25 protein-coding genes are annotated in these 22136 nt (G+C 65.2%); 16 read left to right on the forward strand and 9 right to left on the reverse strand.

The features are described 5' to 3' along the window. Positions 1 to 36 precede the first annotated feature (36 nt). The 7 genes from EOD43_RS09970 to EOD43_RS10000 all read left to right on the forward strand — a co-directional run bounded on the left by EOD43_RS09970 (position 37) and on the right by EOD43_RS10000 (position 7005). Entirely contained in the window at positions 37 to 1047 is a 1011-nt protein-coding gene (locus EOD43_RS09970; RefSeq protein WP_240653137.1) for a substrate-binding domain-containing protein, read from the forward strand. After that, positions 1044 to 2423, forward strand: coding sequence for a phosphate ABC transporter permease subunit PstC (pstC, locus tag EOD43_RS09975; protein WP_127743368.1), 1380 nt, complete (start codon positions 1044 to 1046; stop codon positions 2421 to 2423). The genes EOD43_RS09970 and pstC overlap by 4 nt, the downstream gene beginning before the upstream one ends. After that, the gene (gene pstA, locus EOD43_RS09980) at positions 2416 to 3699 is read left to right on the forward strand and encodes a phosphate ABC transporter permease PstA (protein WP_240653239.1); all 1284 of its coding nucleotides are present in this window, start codon (positions 2416 to 2418) and stop codon (positions 3697 to 3699) included. Before pstC ends, pstA begins: the two co-directional genes overlap by 8 nt. 65 nt (positions 3700 to 3764) lie before the next feature. Continuing rightward, entirely contained in the window at positions 3765 to 4511 is a 747-nt protein-coding gene (gene pstB / locus EOD43_RS09985) for a phosphate ABC transporter ATP-binding protein PstB (protein WP_240653240.1), read from the forward strand. Between the two features lie 13 nt (positions 4512 to 4524). Further along, positions 4525 to 5232, forward strand: a complete 708-nt coding sequence (gene phoU, locus EOD43_RS09990) for a phosphate signaling complex protein PhoU (protein WP_127743372.1) — start codon at positions 4525 to 4527, stop codon at positions 5230 to 5232. Beyond that, on the forward strand, positions 5229 to 5927 hold the full coding sequence (phoB, locus tag EOD43_RS09995) for a phosphate regulon transcriptional regulator PhoB (RefSeq protein ID WP_127743374.1): 699 nt from the start codon (positions 5229 to 5231) through the stop codon (positions 5925 to 5927). Before phoU ends, phoB begins: the two co-directional genes overlap by 4 nt. Positions 5928 to 6084: 157 nt before the next feature. Then, entirely contained in the window at positions 6085 to 7005 is a 921-nt protein-coding gene (locus tag EOD43_RS10000) for an SMP-30/gluconolactonase/LRE family protein (protein ID WP_164857177.1), read from the forward strand. On the opposite strand, the gene EOD43_RS10005 is transcribed toward EOD43_RS10000, so the two are convergent. Beyond that, positions 7002 to 8141, reverse strand: a complete 1140-nt coding sequence (locus EOD43_RS10005; RefSeq protein WP_127743378.1) for an epoxide hydrolase family protein — start codon at positions 8139 to 8141, stop codon at positions 7002 to 7004. The genes EOD43_RS10000 and EOD43_RS10005 overlap by 4 nt on opposite strands. Positions 8142 to 8271: 130 nt before the next feature. Between EOD43_RS10005 and EOD43_RS10010 the strand changes: the two genes are divergently transcribed. Beyond that, positions 8272 to 9339: a hypothetical protein gene (locus EOD43_RS10010; RefSeq protein WP_127743380.1), complete on the forward strand. Its 1068-nt coding sequence runs from the start codon at positions 8272 to 8274 to the stop codon at positions 9337 to 9339. A 1-nt stretch (position 9340) separates the two neighbouring features. On the opposite strand, the gene EOD43_RS10015 is transcribed toward EOD43_RS10010, so the two are convergent. After that, the gene (locus tag EOD43_RS10015; protein WP_127743382.1) at positions 9341 to 10252 is read right to left on the reverse strand and encodes a DMT family transporter; all 912 of its coding nucleotides are present in this window, start codon (positions 10250 to 10252) and stop codon (positions 9341 to 9343) included. A gap of 116 nt (positions 10253 to 10368) precedes the next feature. Between EOD43_RS10015 and ccmC the strand changes: the two genes are divergently transcribed. From ccmC to EOD43_RS10055, 8 genes are all read left to right on the forward strand, one after another. Next, positions 10369 to 11085, forward strand: a complete 717-nt coding sequence (ccmC, locus tag EOD43_RS10020) for a heme ABC transporter permease CcmC (RefSeq protein WP_127743384.1) — start codon at positions 10369 to 10371, stop codon at positions 11083 to 11085. Beyond that, complete coding sequence (gene ccmD / locus EOD43_RS10025; RefSeq protein ID WP_127743385.1) at positions 11082 to 11219, forward strand: heme exporter protein CcmD; 138 nt, start codon at positions 11082 to 11084, stop codon at positions 11217 to 11219. The genes ccmC and ccmD overlap by 4 nt, the downstream gene beginning before the upstream one ends. After that, positions 11216 to 11650: a cytochrome c maturation protein CcmE gene (gene ccmE, locus EOD43_RS10030; RefSeq protein WP_127743387.1), complete on the forward strand. Its 435-nt coding sequence runs from the start codon at positions 11216 to 11218 to the stop codon at positions 11648 to 11650. Before ccmD ends, ccmE begins: the two co-directional genes overlap by 4 nt. Further along, the gene (locus EOD43_RS10035; protein ID WP_127743389.1) at positions 11647 to 13575 is read left to right on the forward strand and encodes a heme lyase CcmF/NrfE family subunit; all 1929 of its coding nucleotides are present in this window, start codon (positions 11647 to 11649) and stop codon (positions 13573 to 13575) included. Before ccmE ends, EOD43_RS10035 begins: the two co-directional genes overlap by 4 nt. Continuing rightward, positions 13575 to 14102 carry a DsbE family thiol:disulfide interchange protein gene (locus EOD43_RS10040; RefSeq protein WP_127743391.1) on the forward strand — a complete coding sequence of 176 codons (528 nt, stop codon included), beginning with the start codon at positions 13575 to 13577 and terminating at the stop codon, positions 14100 to 14102. Before EOD43_RS10035 ends, EOD43_RS10040 begins: the two co-directional genes overlap by 1 nt. A gap of 53 nt (positions 14103 to 14155) precedes the next feature. Further along, on the forward strand, positions 14156 to 14602 hold the full coding sequence (locus tag EOD43_RS10045) for a cytochrome c-type biogenesis protein (RefSeq protein WP_127743393.1): 447 nt from the start codon (positions 14156 to 14158) through the stop codon (positions 14600 to 14602). Next, positions 14599 to 15237, forward strand: coding sequence for a tetratricopeptide repeat protein (locus tag EOD43_RS10050; RefSeq protein WP_127743395.1), 639 nt, complete (start codon positions 14599 to 14601; stop codon positions 15235 to 15237). Before EOD43_RS10045 ends, EOD43_RS10050 begins: the two co-directional genes overlap by 4 nt. An 88-nt stretch (positions 15238 to 15325) precedes the next feature. Then, complete coding sequence (locus EOD43_RS10055) at positions 15326 to 15529, forward strand: hypothetical protein (protein WP_164857178.1); 204 nt, start codon at positions 15326 to 15328, stop codon at positions 15527 to 15529. Positions 15530 to 15541: 12 nt separating this feature from the next. Here EOD43_RS10055 and EOD43_RS10060 read toward each other — a convergent pair whose 3' ends face one another. The 7 genes from EOD43_RS10060 to EOD43_RS10090 form a co-directional block, all read right to left on the reverse strand. Then, positions 15542 to 16480 carry a cyclase family protein gene (locus EOD43_RS10060; RefSeq protein ID WP_127743399.1) on the reverse strand — a complete coding sequence of 313 codons (939 nt, stop codon included), beginning with the start codon at positions 16478 to 16480 and terminating at the stop codon, positions 15542 to 15544. A 59-nt stretch (positions 16481 to 16539) separates the two neighbouring features. Beyond that, positions 16540 to 18342: a flavin-containing monooxygenase gene (locus EOD43_RS10065; RefSeq protein ID WP_127743401.1), complete on the reverse strand. Its 1803-nt coding sequence runs from the start codon at positions 18340 to 18342 to the stop codon at positions 16540 to 16542. Between the two features lie 115 nt (positions 18343 to 18457). Further along, positions 18458 to 18787 carry a helix-turn-helix domain-containing protein gene (locus EOD43_RS10070; protein ID WP_127743403.1) on the reverse strand — a complete coding sequence of 110 codons (330 nt, stop codon included), beginning with the start codon at positions 18785 to 18787 and terminating at the stop codon, positions 18458 to 18460. Positions 18788 to 18797: 10 nt separating this feature from the next. Beyond that, entirely contained in the window at positions 18798 to 19229 is a 432-nt protein-coding gene (locus EOD43_RS10075; RefSeq protein ID WP_127743405.1) for a hypothetical protein, read from the reverse strand. 130 nt (positions 19230 to 19359) lie between these two features. Beyond that, positions 19360 to 19869 (reverse strand): response regulator transcription factor, encoded by a 510-nt coding sequence (locus EOD43_RS10080; protein ID WP_127743407.1) that lies wholly within the window; start codon positions 19867 to 19869, stop codon positions 19360 to 19362. 35 nt (positions 19870 to 19904) lie between these two features. Then, positions 19905 to 20657 (reverse strand): SDR family NAD(P)-dependent oxidoreductase, encoded by a 753-nt coding sequence (locus tag EOD43_RS10085; RefSeq protein WP_127743409.1) that lies wholly within the window; start codon positions 20655 to 20657, stop codon positions 19905 to 19907. 2 nt (positions 20658 to 20659) lie between these two features. After that, a complete protein-coding gene (locus EOD43_RS10090; RefSeq protein ID WP_127743411.1) occupies positions 20660 to 22132 on the reverse strand; it encodes a flavin-containing monooxygenase in 1473 nt (490 codons plus the stop codon). Between the last annotated feature and the right edge of the window lie 4 nt (positions 22133 to 22136).

Below are 22136 nucleotides of genomic sequence, written 5' to 3' on the forward strand. Positions count from 1 at the left end.
CGGCGGAGGTTTTCGATGCGTCTGGTAAGGGGTCTGATGCTGGCGTCGGCCCTGCTTCTCGCCGGGTGCGGGCAGGATGCCTCGCGACAGCAGATCCGAATCGTCGGTTCCTCGACCGTCTATCCCTTCTCGACCGCGGTGGCCGAACGCTTCGCCCGCAAGAACCCGAAGTTCAAGGCGCCGATCGTCGAATCGACGGGCACCGGCGCGGGCATGAAGCTGTTCTGCTCGGGCGTGGGCGCGGCCTATCCTGACGTCGAGGACGCATCGCGCCGGATCAAGAAGTCCGAGATGGAAGGCTGCGTCAAAGCGGGCGTCCGCGACGTGATCGAGCTTCAGATCGGCATCGACGGGATCATGCTCGCGGAAAGCAATGCCGGTTCCGCGATCGCGCTGACCCCGGCGCAGGTGTACAAGGCGCTGGCGGCCGAGCCTTATGGCAAGAAGCAGACGGCGCACACCTGGAAGGATGTCGACGCCTCGCTGCCCGACATCGCGATCCAGGTTTACGGCCCGCCGCCGACCAGCGGCACGCGCGACGCCTTCGCCGAGCTGATCCTCGACGCAGGGTGCAAAGCCGATCCGGCGACCAAGGCGCTGGGCAAGACCGACCCCGACAAGTTCAAGGCGATCTGCACGAAGATCCGTGAGGATGGCGCCTATGTCGAAGCGGGCGAGAACGACAATCTGATCGTCCAGAAGCTGAGCGCCAATCCCGATGCGATCGGCATCTTCGGCTACAGCTTCCTCGGTGAGAATGCCGATCGCGTTCGCGGCATCCCGCTCAACGGCGTGCATCCGACCTACGAGACGATCGCCGATTACAGCTATCCCGGTGCCCGCCCGCTGTTCATCTACGTCAAGGCCGCGCATCTGCGCGCCGTGCCGGGCCTTGCCGAGTTCGTCGCCGAATATGCTTCGGCGTGGACCAAGGAAGGCTATTTGTCGCGCCGCGGCCTGATCGCCGCGCCGGCCGATGTGCAGGCGAAGAACGTCGCCGTCGCCAAGGCGCTGACGCCCCTCGATCCGAAGACGTTGACCGAATGACCTTTTCCGCAGCCCTCGTCACCATCATCGCGCTGGGCGTCGTCGCCTGGGCTCTGGCGCGCGGCAAGGCCGCGGCCTTTGCCGGCGGCCCGCGTCCGCACAGCCGACCCGGCCATCATGGCTGGTATGTCGCGCTGTGGGCGGGCGTGCCTGCGCTGATCTTCCTGATCGCCTGGTCGGTCTCGATGCCCGGTCTGGTGTCCAGCGAGACCCTGTCCGCGCCGGCGGCCGCGCAGCTTCCGGCAGATCCGATGGAGCGGTCTGCGGTGATGGCCGAGGTGCGCGGGCTTGCGAGCGGCGAGATGGCGGCGGGCTTCCACCCGGCGTCGGAACAGCTTGCCCCGGTCTATCGTTCGGCGACGACGCGCTATGGCTGGATCGGCTTCGGTATCGCCGCCCTGCTGGGATTGGCCGGCGGCGCTTATGCCTGGTTCCGCCTGACCCCCAGCTTCCGCGCGCGTACCGCCGTCGAGCGCGTGGTGATGATCGCGCTGATCGCCGCGTCGCTGATCGCGATCGTGACGACGATCGGCATCGTCTTCTCGCTGCTGTTCGAATCGCTGCGCTTCTTCGCGAAGGTTTCGCCGATCGAGTTCCTGTTCGGCACGACCTGGAGCCCGCAGACCGCGATCCGCGCCGATCAGGTCGGTTCGTCGGGCGCGTTCGGCGCGGTGCCGCTTTTCTGGGGCACGATCTTCATCGGTGCGATCATCGCGATGATCGTCGCGATCCCGCTGGGGCTTATGAGCGCGATCTACCTGACCCAATATGCGCCGGCGACCGCGCGTAAGTGGCTCAAGCCGATCCTCGAAATGCTCGCGGGCGTGCCGACCGTCGTTTACGGCTATTTCGCCGCGCTGACAGTGGCGCCGGCGCTGCGCAGCTTCGCCGTGACCGTCGGTATCCCCGGCGCATCGTCCGAAAGCGCGCTCGCGGCCGGCCTCGTCATGGGCATCATGATCATTCCGTTCGTCTCCTCGATGGCCGACGATTCGATCGCGGCGGTGCCGCAGTCGATGCGCGACGGGAGTCTCGCGATGGGTGCCACGACATCGGAGACGATCCGCAAGGTTCTGGTGCCCGCCGCACTGCCCGGCGTGGTCGGCGGCGTCCTGCTCGCGGTCAGCCGCGCGATCGGCGAGACGATGATCGTGGTGATGGCCGCCGGCCTTGCCGCCAACCTTACCGCCAATCCCTTTGCCAGCGTGACGACGGTGACGACCCAGATCGTCCAGCTGCTGACCGGCGATCAGGAGTTCGACAGCGCCAAGACGCTCGCCGCCTTCGCGCTCGGCCTCGTCCTCTTCCTCGTCACCCTGCTGCTCAACATCGTCGCGCTCGGCGTGGTGAAGAAATATCGTGAGGCTTATGACTGATCCGGTCGCCACTCCGCCTGCGCCGGCCGAAGCACCAGAGCGCCGCCCGACCGACTGGAAGGGCAATGTGATGCAGCGTCGCATCGCGCGTCGCTATGCCGCCGAACGCCGCTTCCACGCGATGGGGCTGGGCGCGGTGCTGCTGTCGGTCGGCTTCCTCGCCTTCCTGCTGGTCACGATGATCGGCAATGGCGCGAGCGGCTTCCGCCGCACCGAAGTCCTCGTGCCTGTCGATTTCGCGCACGCCTCGATCCGCCTCGATCCGGCCAGCTTCCGTGGGCCGGGCCGCGATGCTGCTCTGGCCGCTGCCGATTTCGAAGGTGTGCTGTTCGAATCCGCCCAGCAGAAATTCGGTGGCGGGTCGTTCAAGCTGCTGTCCGAAGGCGCATGGCTGGCGGTGCGCAACAAGGTGGCCGACAATCCCGACATCCTGAAGGGGCAGGCCGCCATCTGGGTGCCCGCGTCGAGCGCGATCGATCGTGCGGCCAAGAGCGGTGCGGCCGACGCCGATCTCGATCGCGTCCGCAAGGTCACTGAGGTTCGCACCAGCTTCGACCTGAGCTTCCTGACCGGCGCGGATTCGACCGATCCGACGATGGTGGGCGTGTGGGGCGCGTTCAAGGGATCGCTGCTGACGATGCTCGTCACGCTGGCGCTCGCCTTCCCGGTGGGCGTGCTCTCCGCGCTTTACCTGGAGGAATATGCCCCGCGTAACCGCTGGACCGACCTGATCGAGGTGTCGATCAACAATTTGGCGGCGGTGCCGTCGATCATTTTCGGCCTGTTGGGGCTCGCGGTATTCCTGAACACGATGAACCTGCCGCGTTCGGCGCCGATCGTCGGCGGCCTGACGCTGGCGCTGATGACGATGCCCGTGATCGTCATCGCCGGGCGCAATGCGATCAAGGCGGTGCCGCCGTCGATCCGCGACGCTGCGCTGGGCATCGGGGCGAGCCGGGTGCAGGTGGTGTTCCACCACGTCCTGCCGCTCGCTTTGCCCGGCATCCTGACCGGCACGATCATCGGCATGGCCCGCGCACTGGGCGAAACCGCGCCGCTGCTGATGATCGGCATGCGCGCCTTCGTCTCGGCACCTCCGGGTGGCCTCACCGATCCCGCGACCGTGCTGCCGGTGCAGATCTTCTTGTGGTCCGACGAGGTCAGCAAGGGCTTCGTCGAGAAGACGTCGGCCGCGATCATCGTGCTGCTCGTCTTCCTGATGGCGATGAACGGTCTCGCCATCTATCTTCGTAATCGCTTCGAAAGGCGCTGGTGATGAACGCCCAGAATTTCGCGGACGCCGCGACCGAAAGCCCGGCAGGTACCCCGCGCGACATCAAAATGGTCGCGCGCGACGTGAACGTCTATTACGGCCCCAAGCAGGCGATCAAAGGCGTCTCGATCGAGATCCCGACCGATGAGGTTACCGCCTTCATCGGCCCGTCGGGCTGCGGCAAATCGACCTTCCTGCGCACGCTCAACCGTATGAACGACACCGTGTCGGGCGCCCGCGTCGAAGGCGATATCCGCCTGGACGGCGAGGACATCTACGACGCGTCGATGGACGTCGTGCAACTGCGTGCGCGCGTCGGCATGGTGTTCCAGAAGCCGAACCCGTTCCCGAAGTCGATCTTCGAGAATGTCGCCTACGGCCCGCGCATCCACGGCCTCGCCGCTTCGCGCGGGGAGATGGAGCAGATCGTCGAACAGTCGCTCAAGCGCGCCGGCCTGTGGGATGAGGTCAAGGATCGCCTGAACGACAGCGGCACCGCGCTTTCGGGTGGTCAGCAGCAGCGTCTGTGCATCGCCCGCGCCATCGCGGTCGATCCCGAAGTGATCCTGATGGACGAGCCCTGTTCGGCGCTCGATCCGATCGCGACCGCCAAGATCGAGGAACTGATCCACGAACTGCGCGGCCGTTATGCCATCGCGATCGTGACCCACAACATGCAGCAGGCCGCGCGCGTTTCGCAGCGCACCGCCTTTTTCCACCTCGGCCATCTCGTCGAATATGGCGACACGTCCGAGATGTTCACCAATCCGCGCGAACAGCGCACCAAGGATTACATTACCGGCCGTTACGGCTGAGGAGAGAGACGGAATGGCGACGACTACGGGACATACCGTCAAGGCGTTCGACGAGGATCTGAGCGAGCTGCGTGGCCTCGTCTCCGAAATGGGCGGGCGCGCCGAAGCCGCGATCACCGATGCGCTGGCCGCGCTCCAGCATCGCGATCTCGATGGCGCGGCCCGCGTCGTCGAGGGCGACCGCAAGATCGACGAACTGGAGGCCGAGATCGAACGCCGCGTCGTCCGCCTGATCGCGCTGCGCGCGCCGATGGCCGACGATCTGCGCGATGTTCTCGCCGCGCTCAAGATCGCCGCCGTCGTCGAGCGTATGGGCGATTATGCCAAGAATATCGCCAAGCGCGTACCCGTCCTGCAGGACGCGCGCGGGATGGAGCCGATGTCGGTGCTGCCGTCGATGGGCCGCGTCGTCGCCGGGATGGTGCGCGACGTGCTGGACGCCTTCGTCACGCGCGACGCCGAGGCCGCGATTGCGGTGATCGAGCGCGATCGTGAGGTCGACGATTTCTACAACAGCCTGTTCCGAACGCTCCTGACCTACATGATGGAGAATTCGCACAATATCACCGCGTCGACCCATCTGATGTTCATCGCGAAGAATCTCGAGCGGATCGGCGATCACGCCACCAACGTCGCCGAGATGGTCTATTTCGCGGCGACCGGGAAGACGATGGCGGAGCGGACCAAAGGCGAAGATCCGTTGGCGGGAGACGCGCAATGAGCAGGGGGCATGTTCTGCTGGTCGAGGACGATGCGGCGCTCGCCGAACTCGTCCGCTGGCATCTCGAGCGTGAGAATTTCGAGGTCGAGCATACGGTGGATGGCGAAGAGGCGCTGCTTCTCGCCCGCGAAAGCCCGCCGGATCTCGTCCTGCTCGACTGGATGGTCGAGGGGCTTTCGGGGATCGAGGTGTGCCGCCGTCTGCGTCGCGTCGCCGACACCGCGAACGTGCCGATCATCATGCTGACGGCGCGCGGCGAGGAAGAGGATCGCGTGCGCGGTCTGGAAACCGGCGCCGACGATTATGTGACCAAGCCTTTCTCTCCCCGCGAGTTGGTGGCGCGCGTCGGCGCGGTGCTGCGCCGCGTGCGGCCGGCGCTGGCGGGCGAACAGCTCGCCTATGCCGACATCGAGATGGACACGGCCGCGCATAAGGTTCGCCGTGCGGGTTCGCCCGTCGCACTGGGGCCGACCGAGTTCCGGCTGCTCAAGCATTTCCTGGAGCATCCGGGCCGCGTCTTTTCGCGCGAACGGCTGTTGGACTCGGTCTGGGGCCGTGACAGCGACATCGAGCCGCGCACCGTGGACGTCCACATTCGCCGTCTGCGCAAGGCGATCAACATCGGGGATGCGGCGGACATCATCCGCACCGTCCGTTCTGCCGGCTACGCGCTGGATTCGGAAGGCGCGGCCTAGCGACTTGCCTGCGATATCACGCCCTCTTAAAACTGCACCTCAATGATAAATTGATGGATGCAGGAGAGAGGGCGTGGATCGACGGACCTTCGTTGCGAGTGTCGCGGGTAGCTTCATAGCCTCGGCGCCCTCCTTCGCTGCAAAACCGAAGCCTCCGGTGCTCCGTATCGACGGGCTTTCGACCTTCATCGATAATCTCGATCGCCCCGAAGGGATTGCGGTCGATCGTGCCGGCCGGGTGATCTTCACCGATCATCATGCGGCCGTGACGATCCGCGAACCCGATGGCACGCTGTCGCGTCGGGGCGATGCGATCGCGCCGTGCGGTGTCGCGTTGGATGGCAAAGGCAATGCGATCGTCGCCAATATGGGGCTGCTGTCCGGTAAGCCCGGTGTCCTGCAGCGTGTCGCCCTCTCGAACGGAGCGGATGAGAAGCTCGCCGAAAGCTTTGACGGACGCGCGCTGTTGGCTTCGAACAGCCCGTGCGTGGCGGCGGACGGGACGATCTATTGCAGCCATTCGTCGTGGGGCAATGCGAAGGCGATCGGCAAGACGATCGCCGATGGCTTCGTCTATATGGTCTCGCCCGGTGGCAAGGCGCGGATTGTGGCGACCGGCATTCGCGGCGCCAACGGCACCTGCATCGATCCCGCGCAGCTTTACCTTTATGTCGCGGTGACGCCGGAGGCGCGGATCATCCGTTACCGGCGATTGCCGGACGGCAGGCTGGGGCCGCGTGAGAATTTCGGGCCGCAGCTTGGTGAGGCGGTTCCCGATCAGACGATCGACGCGATCCGGGCGCTCCCGCCGCAGGATCGTCGGCGCCTCGGCTATTGCGACGGCATAGCCTTCGATGCGGACGGCAATCTCTGGGTCACTCTGCCCTTCGCCAACCGCCTGGTCGCGATCACGCCGGCAGGGGAACTGATCGACGTGATGCATGACGGGGAAGGATCGATCTTCGACATGCCCACGAACATTGCGTGGGGTGGCAAGGACCGTCGCGACCTGTTCATCGTCGCTCGCGCGCGCAACATGATTGTCCGTGGGCGGACCAATGTGCGCGGTGCGGTTTAGTCGAATTTCCCATCGGTAACGTCGCGGCAGAAGGCGAGCAGGTCGGTGCAGAACAGCTCGGGCTGCTCGAAGGCCGCGAAGTGGCCGCCGGCCGGCACGTCGGTCCAGCGGACGATGTTGGTGTAGGTCTTTTCGAGGAAGCTGCGGGGGAAGCTGGCGATCTCGCCGGGGAAGCGCAGGAAGGCGGTCGGCACGTCGATGATGCTGTCGGCGGGGCGCTGTTCGTCGATGCGCAGGCCGCGATAGCTGTTCATCGATGATGGCAGGCTGCCGGTCAGCAGGAAGATCATCACCGTCGTCGCCAGCGCATCCTTGTCATAGACCGCCCACAGATCGTCGATTCCGCGCTTGTAGCGCGCGAAGATCCACGCGGCGGCGCCCAGCGGGCTGTCGGTAAAGGCGTAAGCGAGGTTGAGCGGGCGCGTCGCGGCGAGGTGCGAATAGCCGCCGTCATCGTCGCGCAGATTGTGCCAGCGCGCGACCGCTTCGGCCTCCTCGGGCGTTTCGGGCTTCTGACCGGGCTGGAACCAGCCATTATAGTTGAGGTGGAGCGCGCGGACCGCGGGGGAACGCCACGCGATCCAGCTTGAGATGACTGAACCGACATCGCCGCCCTGCGGGATATAGGAGTCGAGGCCCAGCCCCTCGGTCATCAGCCGATCGAACTGGCGCGCGAAGGTGGGCGGGCCGATGATCCGGCGTGGCATCGTGGAGAAGCCGTAGCCGGGTAGCGAGGGGATGACGAGGTGGAGTGCATCCTCTGTGCGGCCGCCAAATCGTTCGGGTTGGGTGAGCCGGTCGATCACGCCGATAAAATCGGCATGGGTGCTGGGCCAGCCGTGGCTGAGCAGGACGGTGGGCGCGTCGGGCCGGCCCGACTTGGCGTGGATGAAGTGGATGTTCTGGCCATCGATTTCGGCCATGAACTGCGGGAAGGCGTTGAGCTTCGCTTCCTCGGCGCGCCAGTCATAATGGTTCAGGATATGATCGACGAAGTCGCGCAGGTCGGCATCATGGACGCCGTGCCGCCACGGTTCCTCGTCGGGCAGTTCGGGCCAGCGCGCATCGGCGAGGCGGCCGAGCACCCATTGCAGCCGATCGTCCGGAATCGCGATCGTGAAAGGCTCGATCCGCATCCATTGTCTCCTGCTTCTTTTGCGGGGAGGATGGCAATCGCGGCCGCGCGCGGCAAGGCTGTGTAACTGTATTGCTGATATAATACGGCAATGCTATAAGCCGCGCATTGGGCAATCGGAGAAATGCCGAATGTATAGCGAGAGCGATATTGACGGAGCGGTCGAAGCCGGCGCGTTGAGTGCGCAGGCGGCGGCCGATTTCCGTGGGTGGGTGGCGCGCGAGCGCGCGACGCCGGCCGCAGATGAGGAGAGCTTCCGCCTTCTCACCGGCTTCAACGACATCTTCGTCTCGATCGCGGCTTCGCTGCTGCTGGTGGCGATGGGGTGGATCGGCCACGGCATTCGGATCGGTGCGACGACCGAACATGGCCCGACGCCGGCGATGGGGTTCCTGATCGCGGGCACCGCGTGGGGGCTGGCCGAATATTTCACGCGCAGCCGCCGTATGGCGCTGCCCAGCATCATCCTGCTCGTGGCCTTTGCGGGCGGTCTGCTGCTCGGTTTCGGCACGCTGCTGATCCCCAGCGAGACCGAACTGGCGCAGGATCGCATGTCGGCCATCATGCTCGCATTGTCGGGCGCGCTGACCGCCGGCGGTGTCTGGTTGCATTGGCGCCGGTTCCGCGTGCCGATCACCGTGGCCGTCGGAGTTGCGACGCTGAGTGCGGTCGTCACCGGCCTGCTGCTCGCCGCCGCACCACAACTTGCCGATCATGTGACGGCGATCATCTTCGCCTGCGGTCTGGGCGTGTTCGCACTCGCCATGTGGTGGGACATGAGCGACACGCGCCGGCAGACACGCCGCGCCGATGTCGCCTTCTGGCTGCACCTGCTGGCCGCGCCGATGATCGTCCACCCGGTCTTCGCGATGCTGGGTCTGCTTCACGGCGGTACGACGTCGCCGGGGCAGGGGGGCGTGGTCGTCGCGCTCTACATCGTGCTGGGCTTCGTCGCGCTGGCGATCGACCGGCGCGCGCTGATGGTCTCGGCGCTGGCCTATGTTCTGTTCGCGCTGTCGAGCCTGTTTCAGCAGGCAGGCGCCGTCGACATGGCGTTCGGCTTCACCGCTTTGATCATCGGATCGGCGCTGCTGCTGCTCTCGGCCTTCTGGCAGGTGGCGCGGCGCTTCGTGGTGGGGCTGTTGCCCGGCGATCTGGCGGTGCGCTTGCCGGCGCCGGATCGGCTTCTGACAGCGTGACCTATTCGAGCGGCGGGGTGGCGGCGACCGTCACCCGCCGCTTCCGGCTTTCGCGCCAGGCGGTGTAGAGCCCGGCGAAGACGATCAGGCCCGCGCCGGCCAAGGTGTTCAGCGTCGGCGTGGTCGACCAGAACAGCCAGCCGAGCAGGCTCGCCCAGATGATCTGCCCATAATCGAACGGCGCGACCACCGAGACCGGGGCGGCCTTTAGCGACATCGTCATCAGGATCTGCGCGGCGGCGCCCGCAAAGCCGGCGATGCACATCACCGCATAAGTCTCGGGTGCTCGCAGATGGCCGTAGAACGGCATCGCCGCTCCGCTCACCACCGCGCACGATACGAAGAACCAGAAGACGATCGTGCCCGGCTGTTCGGTGCCGCCCAACTGTCGGATCGTGATGGTGACGCCCGCCGTCCCGACGGCGCCCAGCAGCGCGGCGATGACGCCGAATTGCGACAAGGCTTCGCCGCCACCGCCGGGACGCACGACGATCGCAACGCCCAGGAAGCCGAACAGCACCGCGGTCCAGCGATGTCCGCCCACCTTTTCCTTCAGGATCAGCGCCGACAGGATCGTCGCGAAGATCGGCGCCGAAAAGCCGATCGTCGTCACTTCGGCCAACGGCAGCAGGATCAGGCCCTGAAACGTCATCAGGATGCCCGACATGCCGATCATCGATCGGATCAGGTGCGCCTTCGGCCGCTTCGTGCGAATGATGCCGATGCCCGGCCCGATGAGCAGCCAGCCGACGACGATCGGCAGGCCGATGGTCGATCGGACGAACAGCATTTCGATCGCGGTGACATGCGCCTCGCTCGCCCATTTCATCGCGGCGGCCATGATCGCGAAGCAGATCACCGAAACGCAACGGAACATGATTCCGCGCAGATTGTGATTATGATCGTCGATCATGGGATGATGGGGCCGTGGGCGATGGAATTAGGTGAGGCATCCCTTGGGCGTATTGTTGAACGATCGCAAGCAGTCGCGGCTTTTCTCCGAACACAAGCTGATCTATGCCCCGCTCGGTGCACATCTTCGCTAATCCTGCCCGCTTCCTTTCGATCGCGCGTCCGCTGACACCCTGGCTCGGGTGGGGCGGGGGGCTGCTGGTCGTGGTGGCGCTTGTTTCGGGGCTGTTCGTCACGCCGCCCGATTATCTGCAGGGCGAAAGCGTGCGGATCATGTACGTCCACGTTCCCGCCGCCTGGCTGGGCATGGCGGGGTGGACGGGGATTGGGGTGGCGAGCCTGATGCAGTTGATCTGGCGCCATCCGCTGGCCAGCGTCGCGGCGCGCGCGATCGCGGTGCCGGGGGCGCTGTTCGCCGCGATCTGCCTGATCAGCGGATCGATCTGGGGCCGACCGACCTGGGGCACATGGTGGGAATGGGACGGGCGGCTGACGTCGATGCTGGTCCTGTTCTTCCTCTATCTGGGCTATGTCGCTTTGTCGTCGGCGGGGTCGGAGCGGGGCGCGAACGATCGCATCTCGGCGATCTTCGGTGTGATCGGTGCGGTCAACATTCCGGTGATCCATTATTCGGTTTTATGGTGGCGCACGCTGCATCAGGGGCAGAGCATCACGATGAAAGGTTCGACGATCGACGGATCGATCCTGTGGCCGCTGCCGATCGCGACGCTGGGCTTCTCGCTGTTGTTCGGCGCCGTCGTGCTGATGCGGATGCGCGCTTTGCTGGCCGAGGCGAAGGTCGAGGCGCGGCTGCGCCGGATGAGCGCCGAATGAACCACTGGCCCTTCATCACCGCCGCTTATGCGATCACGATCGTCGGCACGATCGCGATCATCGCGATCAGCTATGCCGCGATGCGCCGCGCCGAGAAGAAGGCCGATGCGCTGACCAAACGAGATCGTCCGTGAAGGCTAAGAACCAACGTCTGATCCTCGCCGGTCTTGCGATCGTCGCGATCATCGGCGCGGCCTTGCTCGCCATGTCGGCGCTCAAGGATCAGGCCGCCTATTTCTACACGCCGACCGATGCGAAGCGCGACCATGTCGAAACCGGCCGCGCCGTCCGCCTGGGCGGGATGGTGCAGGGCGGATCGATCAAGCGCGAGGCCGATGGCGTGACGATCCGCTTCATCGTGACCGACAATGTCGAAACGATCCCGGTGACGTTCAAAGGCATCGTCCCCGATCTCTTCAAGGAGAATTCGGGCGTTGTCGCGGAGGGCAAGTTTCAGCCCGACGGCAGCTTCGTCGCGGACAATATCCTGGCCAAGCATGACGAACGCTATATGCCGCCGCAGGTGGCCGGCGAGATGCACAAGACGGAGAGCCTGAAAAAGTGATCGCGGAAGGGGGGCTTGCCGCATTGTGGCTCGCCGCGGCGCTCGCCGCGCTGCAGCTAGTGCTGGGGATCATGGGCGTACGCAGCGGACGCACCGACCTGCTGGCCGCCGTGCGGCCGGTCGCGGTGGTGCAGGGCGTGCTGACGCTGATCGCCTTCGTGGCGCTAATCTGGCTGTTCGTGACGGTCGATCTGTCGGTGGCTTTGGTCGCCGCCAACGATGCCTCGACCAAGCCGCTTCTCTACAAATTCGCCGGAACCTGGGGAAACCACGAAGGCTCGATGCTGATGTGGGTGACGATCCTGGGCGTCGCGGGCGGCGCGGTGGCGATCCTCGAGCGGCGGCTGAACGAGCGCACATTGATCGCGACGCTGGCCGCGCAGGCTGCGATCGGCCTTGGTTTCTACGCCTTCCTGCTGTTTGCATCGAATCCGTTCGCGCGGCTCAATCCCGCGCCGGTCGAGGGGCAGGGGCTCAACCCGCTGCTGCAGGATCCGGGCCTCGCCTTCCATCCGCCGACGCTCTACCTCGGCTATGTCGGGCTGTCGGTCGCCTTCTCCTTCGCGGTCGGCGCGCTGGTGACGCGCGATGTGGGCGCGGCCTTTGCGCGCGCGATGCGGCCGTGGGTTCTGGGCGCGTGGATACTGCTGACGCTGGGCATCACCGCGGGCAGCTACTGGGCCTATTACGAACTGGGCTGGGGTGGCTGGTGGTTCTGGGACCCGGTCGAAAATGCCTCGCTGATGCCGTGGCTCGCCGCGACCGCCTTGCTCCATTCGGTGACGGTGCTGGCGACGCGCGAGGGCCTGCGCGCGTGGACGGTGATGCTGGCGGTGGTCGCCTTCTCGATGTCGATGGTCGGCACCTTCCTGGTCCGATCGGGCATCCTGACGAGCGTTCACGCCTTCGCGGTCGATCCCAAGCGCGGCACGTTCATCCTCGCGCTGCTCGCCATCTATATCGGCGGCGCGCTGGCTTTGTTCGGCCTGCGCGTGGGCACGGTGCGCGAGGGTTCGCGCTTCGATGCGGTGAGCCGCGAAGGCTCGCTCGTCATCAACAATCTGCTGCTCTCGGCGATCCTCGGCATCGTGCTGGTCGGCACGCTCTATCCGCTGATCGCTGAATCGGTGACGGGCGAGAAATTGTCGGTCGGCCCGCCTTATTTCAACAGCGCGGCGGGACCGCTTGCCCTGATCCTCGTCGCGGTGATGGCGGCGGGGCCGGTGATGCGCTGGCGTCGTGACGATCTGAAGGCGGTGGCCCGTCGGATCGCGCTGCCGGTGCTGGTGGCGGCCCTCGCGCTGCTCGCGGTGATCCTGCTCGCGCCGGGCATTCGCATATTGCCGTTGCTCGGTCTGGTCGCGGCGGCGGGCGTCGGCCTCGCGAGCCTCGCGCCTTTGTGGAAGCGCAATCTGCGTCGCACGCCTTTGTTCATCTGGGGCATGGTGATCTCGCACCTGGGCATTGCGGTGAGCATGGCGGGCATGGCGGCGGAGAGCGCGTTCACCCGTGAAACGCTTGTCGCGACGCAGGTCGGCGCGACCCACAAGGTGGGCCCCTATATCGTCCGCCTCGACGATGTGCAGCCGATCGCCGGCCCGAACTATACCGCGATCGAAGCGACGATCACCGCGCGGCGCGGCGAGGGCGGCGAGCCGATGATCCTCAAGCCCGAAACGCGCAGCTTCCCGTCGCCGCAGACCGAGACCAACGAGGCCGCGATCAAGACGGTGCTCGACGGGCAGCTCTATATCGTCGTCGGCAAGCCCGATGATCAGGGCCGCTGGCAGCTGCGCGCATGGTGGAAGCCGTTCGTGACCTTCATCTGGCTGGGCGGCGCGCTGGTCGCGTTCGGTGGTTTCCTGGCGATGGTCGGGCGAATCCGGCGTGAGATCCGCCATGCGCCGCCGCCGGAGTTCATCTGATGCGGCGCCTGCTGATCTGGGCGCCGCTGGCGCTGTTCATCGCCTTCTTCGTCGTGTTCGCGAGCGGGTTGATCAGCCCGGAGAGCAAGACGATCCGATCGCAGCTGATCGGCAAGCCGATGCCGCAATTCGCGCTGCAGCCCGGCGTTGCGGGCAAGGCGGGCGTGTCGAGCGCCGAACTGGCGAACGGGCAGCCGCACCTCGTCAACGTCTTCGCCAGCTGGTGCATCCCGTGCATCGCCGAAGCACCGCAGCTCGATCAACTCGCGCAGGCAGGCGTCCCGATCTACGGCATCGCGATCCGCGATCGGCCGGAGGATCTGGCCCGTTTCCTCGCCCGCAACGGCGATCCCTATCGTGCGATCGGCGGCGATCCCAATTCGAGCGTGCAGATCGCGCTGGGGTCTTCGGGCGTGCCCGAAACCTTCGTCGTCGATGGCAAGGGCATCATCCGCCACCAGCATATCGGCGATATCCAGCCGCAGGACGTGCCCGGCATCATGTCGGCTCTGGGGGCGGCAAAGTGAGCCTCTTTTCCCATCCGTTCGTGTCGAGCGAAGTCGAGACACGTTCTCCAGCGATGCGTCCAGCCAACGCGTCTCGACTTCGCTCGACACGAGCGGTGGTGGGTTTGGCGCTGCTGCTTTCTGTAACGACGCCCGCTTTCGCTGACTCGCTGATGCCCGCCGCACCTTATGCGAACGAGCAGCTGCCCGATCCCAAGCAGGAAGCGGCGGCCAAGCATCTGATGGAGTCGCTGCGCTGCCTCGTCTGCCAGGGGCAGTCGATCGCGGACAGCGATGCCGAGATGGCGGGCGATATGCGCTCGCTGGTCCGCACGCGCATCCAGAAGGGCGAGAAGCCCGAAGAGATCCGCAAGTGGCTGATCGAGCGTTATGGCGACTGGGTGAGCTATAATCCCCCGCTCGATGCGCTGACATGGCCGCTGTGGGTGATGCCGATCCTGTTCCTGGGCATCGGCATCTGGATCGTGAGCGGACGGCTCAAGCGGAGGAAGCGCAAGTGACGGGCTGGCTGGTCTTTCTGGGGCTTGCCCTGCTGGTGGGCGGTTCGCTGTTTCGCTGGGGCAGACTGCCCAAGGGCGGGATGGAGCTGGTCGGCGCGGCTTTGTTCGTCGGCGTCGCGGGCTATGCGTGGCAGGGGAGCCCCGCGCTGCCCGGCAAGCCGACGCCCCCGGCCGAGAATGCGCAGGTGCCCGACAACGGCTTCCTGCAGGAACGCGAGAAGATGGGGATGAGCAGCGTGGGTGGTGACGCCCAGGTGCTCGCGAGCGCCGATAGCTTCCATCAGCGCGGGCTCGACCTCTATTCGATCGGCATCATCAAGGGCGAGCTTTCGCGCCGTCCGAACAGCCCCGATCTGTGGGTCGGCCTTGGCAATGCGTTGGTGATCCACGGCAAGGGGATGATGAACCCGGCCGCACAGCTGGCCTTCGAACGGGCGGGGAAGCTTGCCCCCGATCATCCGGGTCCGCCCTTCTTCCTGGGCCTCGCTTATGCGCAGGCGGGCCAGCTCGATCGTGCGGCGACGGTGTGGAGCGATCTGCTGGCGCGCAGCACGCCCGACGCGCCGTGGCGGCCCGAGGTCGAGCAACGGCTCGCTGAAATCGCCCAAATGCAGGGTGGCGGCGCGCAGCAATAGATTGCGTTGCACTTGTTTACTTGGCCGTAACGATTGCTGGCGTCAGATCGCCGCATAGGAAGTCCCAAGCGGAGGACGGACGATGCCGATGATCACAGACGCTCTCGAAATGCTTGCCACCGCCCGCGCCGAAGGGCGCAAGCCGCAGGGCTGGCGCGTCAGCCACGATTTTATTTCGGGCCTTGTGGGGAGCGGCGAGCGTTATCGCTTCGTGCGCACCGAAGCGGGCTGGTCGTGGCGCGGCCTGCCGATCGTGGCCGTCGCAGGGCAGGGCGCCCAGTTGAGTTACTGAGCGCCCCGAACCTTATTTCAGCACCACAGGATTGACCGGCGAGCCGACCGCGCCGGTGATCGCGAGCGGCGGGGCCGCGAGCAGGAAGGTATATTTCCCGTCGGCCGCGCAATCGGCCGCGAGCGGGGACAGGTTCCACATCTCGCCCAGCGGCAGGCCCATTTCGCGCAGGCACAGCATGTGGAAAGGCAGCGGCATTTCGGAGCCGCCGAAGCTTTCCATCGGCGTCGTTTCCACCGCCAGATTGTCGGCCGCGATCGCCGCCGCGCTGTGATCGTAGAGCCATTCGGCGACCTCGGTCGTGACGCCGGGATTGTTCATGTAGAAGCTCATCATGTTCCGATCGATCGTGAAGTGATCGATATGGCCGGTGCGAACCATCACGATGTCGCCCGCCTGGATCGACACGCCCTGCTTGTCGCAGGCGGCGCGCAGATCGTCGACGGTGACGAGCGTGCCGCCCTCAAGCCGATCGACCCCCTTGAGCCGCGCGATATCGAGCAGGACGCCGCGCGCCATGATGCCGGGATTGGCGAGATGTTCGACGCCGTTCTTGCTGGCGCCGGCGGTGCTCAGCACGTCGCACGCCTTGCAACCGTTATAGAGCACGCCGTCATAATGGGCGTGGCTGAGCGCATCCCACTGGGTCGCGCACTGCAGCGACATATGGACGACGTCGTCGGAGAAGACGACTTCGGGGAAATTCGGGTTCATGACCTGCGCGATCGCGGTCATGTACAGCTGCGGGTTCATGCGCATGCCCGGCGGCTGCGGGCCGTTCTTGTCGAAGTTCAGGCCCAGCGCGAACATCTTGCCCGACTGGACTGAATTGGCCGCGCGCTGCAGCGCCTCAGGCCCGATATGGTTGAGCGTCCCGCGCTGGTCCTCGGCGCCCCACCGGCCCCAGTTGCGGAGCCGCTCGGCGATCTTGTCGAAATCCTTCCGCTGCATCGATGCAGTCCCTCTCCCTAGTTATCTGGGGAGAGGGAGGCATCGTCTGCGACAGGATGTCAAGCCTCGGCTGCGGCTTTCCCCTTATGCAGTTCCAGACCGGCAAGATCGCCCTTTTCGCGCCAATCCTTCAGGATTTCGATGAACGCCGGGGTGCCGCCCATGAAGGCCGCATTCTTCGCCATCTTGATGTCGGCCGCGCCCTCATTGTTATAAGCGCCGGGGGTGCATTCGGCCATGATCGTGGCGCGGGCCATGACGTGGCTCAGGATGACCTGAAGCCAGTCATTCTGCGCCTGCTCGGTCGGTTCGACGACTTCGACGTCATTTTCGAGCGCGTGCTTGATGACGTGCGCGGTGTGCGCCGACTGTTCGATCAGCACCTGCGGCACGTTGACCGAGAAGCCGCCCTGCACCGTGCTGTACATCATCATGTTCGGGAAGCCGCGGGCGTGCAGGCCGAACAGGGTTTCGGCGCCTTCGGACCAGGCATCCTTGAGCGACACGCCGCCGCGGCCGACCGGGTTGAAGCCCATGCGGCCGGTATATTCGGTCGTCAGTTCGTAGCCCGAGGCGAAGATGATGCAGTCGACCTCATATTCCTTGCCGTCGACGACGACGCCCTTGGGTGTGATCCGTTCGACGCCTTTGCCGCCGGTGTCGACCAGCGTGACGTTCGGGCGATTGAAGGTCTGCAGATATTCGTCGTGGAAGCAGGGGCGCTTGCAGTGGAGATTGTACCACGGCTTGAGCGCCTCGGCGGTCGCCTTGTCCTCGACGATTTCGTCGCAGCGGTTCCGAACGGCTTCCATCTTGCCATAATCGGCGATCTGGCGGCGTTCGAATGCGCCGACCGGATCGTTGGCATAATCCTGCGCCTCATCCGAATAGGCCCAGGTCCAGCCGTCCTGGATCATGTCTTCCTCGGTCTTCACGCCGCTGACGATCGCGCCGAAATTGGCGATGCGTTCGGCCTGCCAGCCGGGCTTGAGCGAGTTCCACCAGGCCGGATCGGTCGGCCGGTTGTCGCGGCGCGACACCGACGAAGGGGTGCGCTGGAAAACGTAGAGATGCTTGGCCGCGCGGCCGACGGGGGGCACGACCTGGATCGAGGTGGCGCCGGTGCCGATCACGGCGACGCGCTTGTCGCCCAGCTTGTCGAGCGCGGTTAGCGGGGTGCCGCCGGTATATTCATAATCCCAGCGGCCGGTGTGGAAGGCATGGCCTTCGAAGCTGTTGAGGCCGGGCAGGTTGGGCAGCTTCGCCTTGTGGAGCATGCCGCCCGCGATGATCAGGAAGCGCGCGGCGATCTTGTCGCCACGATCGGTTTCGATGCTCCAACGATTGCTCTTGTCGTCCCAGATCGCGCTGGTGATGCGCGTCTGGAACAGCGCGTGACTGTACAGATCGAAATGGTGGCCGATGCGCTGGCAATGGGCGAAGATTTCCGGCCCCTTGGCGTAACGCTCGGTCGGCATGACGCCGAGTTCTTCGAGCATCGGCATGTAGATATAGGCTTCGACGTCGCAGGCCGCGCCCGGATAGCGGTTCCAATACCAGGTGCCGCCGAAGTCGCCCGCCTTCTCGACGATCAGATAATCGTCGATCCCCGCCTGATGCAGCCGCGCGCCGGCGAACATGCCGCCAAAGCCGCCGCCGACGATCAACGTCTCGGTCTCGCGTGTGATCGGATCGCGGGTGAAGCCGGGTTCGGCATAGGGATCGGCATCGAAATGCGCGAACTCGCCGCTCAGATCGTGGAACTGTGCGTTGCCGTCCGGCCGCAGCCGCTTCTCACGCTCGATGCGATACCGTTCCTTGAGCGCCTCGGGGGAAAAACCGAGATTATCCTGATCAGCCATGCCGAATCCCCGCCTTATGTAAACACTGGTTTACATAACAGATAGGACAGGCTGTCACGGAAGTAAACGCACAACGGCGCAATTGACGAATATGCGGAGCCGAAACGCGATATTATCAGGGCAGGTGGGCAAGCACCTGTTCGATCCGCTCGCGGCCCGCATCGGACAGAGTCACGATCCGAATCCGCTGGTCGCGATTGTCGAAGGATCGCGTAATCAGCCCCCGATTGAGCAGGATTGCGGTCCACCGCATCATCGTCGTCGGGGCGATCCCGGCGATCAGGCCCAGCGCGGACAGCTTCACCTGCTTGCCTTCGGCTTCGGACGTGTAGAGATCGAGAAGGATGTCCCACGCGGGCTCGCCGAACAGATCGGGGCCAAGGATCGTGTCACGCCGGCGGCGCATGTCCATCAGCGCGCGGGCACGCGCATAATAAGCGCTCATGCCGCGTCCCTCAGAGGACGATGCTGGCCGCCTTCACTTTGGTGCGGCGATAGCGCCAGGTGGCGAGCGCGAGCGCGATCATCTGCAACCAAGCCCAGACGGCGGTGCCGTTCATGTAAACGCGCATGTCCGAATTGGCGCCGATCAGCGTCAGCGTGGTGACGATCAGCGATGGGATCTGGAACGACGCGGCCCACATCGGCCAATATCGGTCGCAGCGCAACGCCAGCACCACCAGCGCGACGAGCAGCATCAGATCGACGATCGCGACATAGGGGTTTGCTTGCGTATTGTCCGCATCGAAACCCGCCATGCCGATCTGCGTCAGCAGCCACGCCGCCGCGAAGATCGCCGCGCCCCAGCGTTCCGGCCAGTCGCCGAACAATACGGCAAAGGCCAGCGTGCCGACGAACAGCGCGATGAAGGCGAGGAACAGGACCACGCGGCCAACCGATAATGGTGGCGCCCGAGGGGTCAAGCTGTTGATGTGTGAAGATTTTGGGACAGGACATGACGTTCCTTCCGCACGGCCATATGAGCCGTGCGCTGCCGACATTCATGGAATCGCGATGCTAGCGGATCAGATATTTCAGCGCGGCGAGGCCGCCGGTCGCGGCGATCGCGATCCCGGTCCAGATCATCCCCATCGCGCCGATCCGCGCCAGCTTCTGCGACGCGCTCAGGCCGTTGCGCTCGCCCGTCTCCGGCCGCGGCAGGGGCACATAGGGTGCCTGCTCGCTGGTGGAATTGTTCCCTGAACTGTCTTTGCCATGCCCCGCCATGCCCCATGCGTCCGCTTCGTCTGCAGACGCAATTGCGGCGGAAAATAAGGGTTCGGCAACGGGGCGCGGTTGAAGCATCAATGATTGAGGGGTGCCGTTTTCCGCCTCGTGCAGCCGCCACGCGGCATCGATACGATCGGCGGCGTCCAGCGTGCGGATCGCCTTACGCAGATAATCGTCGACCGTGTGGGGGGAGATGCCAAGCTGGCGCGCGATGTCCTTCGACGACTGATGTCGCCAGACGAGGCGAAGGCATTCCTTCTGCCGGTCGCTCAACCGGTCGATGGGCGTCTGGTCCATGCGCCGAGATAGTCGCAGCCTGACGCCCGACGCAATCAGTTGATCCAGGCGCCGCCATTTGCGCCGATCGTCTGCCCGGTGATCCAGCTCGCCTCGTCGGAGGCGAGATAGACGGCGAGGGCGCCGATATCCTCGGGCTTGCCGAGCCGCTTGAGCGGGATCGTCTTCGCCATCGGTTCGGTCACAGGGCTGGGCTTGGCGATGACCAGCCCGATCGCGATCGTGTTGCAGGTAATGTTGTAGCGCGCATTTTCGACAGCGAGGTGGCGCATGAAACCGATCTGCCCGGACTTCGCCGCGCCATAAGCCGACACGCCGATATCGAGCCCGGCCTGTCCCGCGCCCGACGTGTTGGTGATGATCCGGCCGCTCCGGCGCTCGATCATCCCCGGCAGCACCGCCTGACAGCAATGGAACATGCCGTAGAGGTTGACCGCGAAGATGCCGGACCACACGTCGGGCGAGGTTTCGGCGAAGGGCTTCTGCCCCATATTGCCGCCGATGCCTGCATTGCCGGCGTTGTTGACGAGGATGTCGACCGGACCTTCCTTCGCCGCGATCTCGGCGACGGCGGCGTTCACCGCGTCCCGATCGGTGACGTCGAACGGCACGGCGCGCGCCTTGCCGCCCGCCGCGACGATCGCGTCGACCGTTTCCTGCGCGCGTTCGGCATAATAATCGTTCACCAGCACGGTGGCGCCCTGCGCCGCCATCAGCCGGGAAACGCCCGCGCCGATATTCTGCCCCGCGCCGGTGACCAGCGCGACCTTGCCATCGAGACGGAACATGATCAGGCGCGCTCGAACGCGTCGAGCTTCGGTTCGGAGGTTTCCTCCATGAAGCGTTCGAGCGTGTAGGGCCAGATCGTCGGCACGCCGTCCGGATCAAGATACCAGCTCGAACAGCCGCTGGCCCAGACGGTGCCCTTGGTCGCGGCGATCAGCTCGCTGTTATAGGTCGCCATTGCTTCGCGCGAGACGCTGATCTGGCGGGCATTGCCGCTGCTGATCACCTCGAGCAGCTTCATCACCAGCATCATCTGATATTCGGCGACGGCGATGCTCGAAAGGTTGCCGAACGGCGCGCTCGGCCCGTTGAGCATGAAGAAATTGGGGAAATCGGGGATCGAGACCGCCAGATAGGCGCTCGGCCTTTTATCCCACAGCTTGTTGAGTTCGACGCCGTCGCGGCCGACCACGTTCATCGGGCGCATGAAGGACGACGCCTTGAAGCCGGTCGCGAGCACGATGATGTCGAGTTCGTGGAACTCGCCGTCCGCCGTGCGGATGCCGTTGGCCTCGAACCGGTCGATCTTCTCGCGCACCACCTCGACCGCGGGAAGCTGGACCTTCTCATAATAGTCCATCGAGATGATCATGCGCTTGCATGCCGCGCGATAATTGGGACGCAGCTTTTCGCGCAGGACGGGATCCTGGACGTTGTTCTCCAGATTCATCCGCGTAAAGGCCTCGACCGCCGCCATTTCGGGCGAGTTCACGTCGGTGACGGCGCGCGTGAACATGCGCAGCCCTTCCTTCAGCTCGGGCGAGTCATGCAGATCGATCATCAACTGCGGATTGGCGCGGAAGGCGGCGCGCTGCTCCTCGGTGAACTGCGGGTTCTGCCCCGGTGTGATCCACTGTGGGGTGCGCTGGAAGTGGACCAGCTTCGATGCGCGGTCGGCCAGCGCGGAGACGATCTGCACCCCGGTCGATCCCGAACCGATCACGCCGATCCGCTTGCCGTCGAGTTCGACGCTCTCGTCCCAGCGGGCCGAATGGAAGATCGGGCCCTTGAAGCTATCCTGCCCCTCGAAGGTCGGGATGTTCGGGTGATGAAGGATGCCGGTCGCGACGATCATCGCATCGGCGCGCTCGCTCGCGCCATCGGCGGTGCCGACCGTCCAGCCGCCATCCTCGAACACGGCCGAGGTGACTTCCTTGTTGAAGACGATGCGCTCGTTGAGGCCGAATTCCTCAGTGACGCGCGCGAAATAGGCAAAGATTTCCGGGCCGGGCGGATAACGCTGGGTCCAGTCGGGATTGGGCGCGAAGCTGTAGGTATAGGCGTGCGAGGGGATGTCGCAGGTGAGGCCCGGGTAGCGGTTTTCACGCCAGGTGCCGGCGACCTTGTCCGCCTTTTCGTAGATGACGAAGTTGGTGTAGCCCGCCTTCTGAAGCTCGATACCGGCAAGCAGGCCGGACATGCCCGCGCCCACGACGATGATCCGCATGTCGGCCCGGTTCTTCGCACTATCGATCATGGAT

Origin of the sequence: Sphingomonas crocodyli (genome assembly GCF_004005865.1) — a bacterium.
Lineage (GTDB): Bacteria > Pseudomonadota > Alphaproteobacteria > Sphingomonadales > Sphingomonadaceae > Rhizorhabdus > Rhizorhabdus crocodyli.

What these genes read in the sequence shown, in the direction of transcription:
- EOD43_RS09970 (WP_240653137.1), top strand. Translation starts at nt 37, where the DNA reads ATGCTGGCGTCGGCCCTGCTTCTCGCCGGGTGCGGGCAGGATGCCTCG.
- pstC (WP_127743368.1), top strand. Translation starts at nt 1,044, where the DNA reads ATGACCTTTTCCGCAGCCCTCGTCACCATCATCGCGCTGGGCGTCGTC.
- pstA (WP_240653239.1), top strand. Translation starts at nt 2,416, where the DNA reads ATGACTGATCCGGTCGCCACTCCGCCTGCGCCGGCCGAAGCACCAGAG.
- pstB (WP_240653240.1), top strand. Translation starts at nt 3,765, where the DNA reads ATGGTCGCGCGCGACGTGAACGTCTATTACGGCCCCAAGCAGGCGATC.
- phoU (WP_127743372.1), top strand. Translation starts at nt 4,525, where the DNA reads ATGGCGACGACTACGGGACATACCGTCAAGGCGTTCGACGAGGATCTG.
- phoB (WP_127743374.1), top strand. Translation starts at nt 5,229, where the DNA reads ATGAGCAGGGGGCATGTTCTGCTGGTCGAGGACGATGCGGCGCTCGCC.
- EOD43_RS10005 (WP_127743378.1), bottom strand. Translation starts at nt 8,141, where the DNA reads ATGCGGATCGAGCCTTTCACGATCGCGATTCCGGACGATCGGCTGCAA.
- EOD43_RS10010 (WP_127743380.1), top strand. Translation starts at nt 8,272, where the DNA reads ATGTATAGCGAGAGCGATATTGACGGAGCGGTCGAAGCCGGCGCGTTG.
- EOD43_RS10015 (WP_127743382.1), bottom strand. Translation starts at nt 10,252, where the DNA reads ATGATCGACGATCATAATCACAATCTGCGCGGAATCATGTTCCGTTGC.
- ccmD (WP_127743385.1), top strand. Translation starts at nt 11,082, where the DNA reads ATGAACCACTGGCCCTTCATCACCGCCGCTTATGCGATCACGATCGTC.
- EOD43_RS10040 (WP_127743391.1), top strand. Translation starts at nt 13,575, where the DNA reads ATGCGGCGCCTGCTGATCTGGGCGCCGCTGGCGCTGTTCATCGCCTTC.
- EOD43_RS10045 (WP_127743393.1), top strand. Translation starts at nt 14,156, where the DNA reads ATGCGTCCAGCCAACGCGTCTCGACTTCGCTCGACACGAGCGGTGGTG.
- EOD43_RS10055 (WP_164857178.1), top strand. Translation starts at nt 15,326, where the DNA reads ATGATCACAGACGCTCTCGAAATGCTTGCCACCGCCCGCGCCGAAGGG.
- EOD43_RS10060 (WP_127743399.1), bottom strand. Translation starts at nt 16,480, where the DNA reads ATGCAGCGGAAGGATTTCGACAAGATCGCCGAGCGGCTCCGCAACTGG.
- EOD43_RS10065 (WP_127743401.1), bottom strand. Translation starts at nt 18,342, where the DNA reads ATGGCTGATCAGGATAATCTCGGTTTTTCCCCCGAGGCGCTCAAGGAA.
- EOD43_RS10070 (WP_127743403.1), bottom strand. Translation starts at nt 18,787, where the DNA reads ATGAGCGCTTATTATGCGCGTGCCCGCGCGCTGATGGACATGCGCCGC.
- EOD43_RS10080 (WP_127743407.1), bottom strand. Translation starts at nt 19,869, where the DNA reads ATGGACCAGACGCCCATCGACCGGTTGAGCGACCGGCAGAAGGAATGC.
- EOD43_RS10085 (WP_127743409.1), bottom strand. Translation starts at nt 20,657, where the DNA reads ATGTTCCGTCTCGATGGCAAGGTCGCGCTGGTCACCGGCGCGGGGCAG.
- EOD43_RS10090 (WP_127743411.1), bottom strand. Translation starts at nt 22,132, where the DNA reads ATGATCGATAGTGCGAAGAACCGGGCCGACATGCGGATCATCGTCGTG.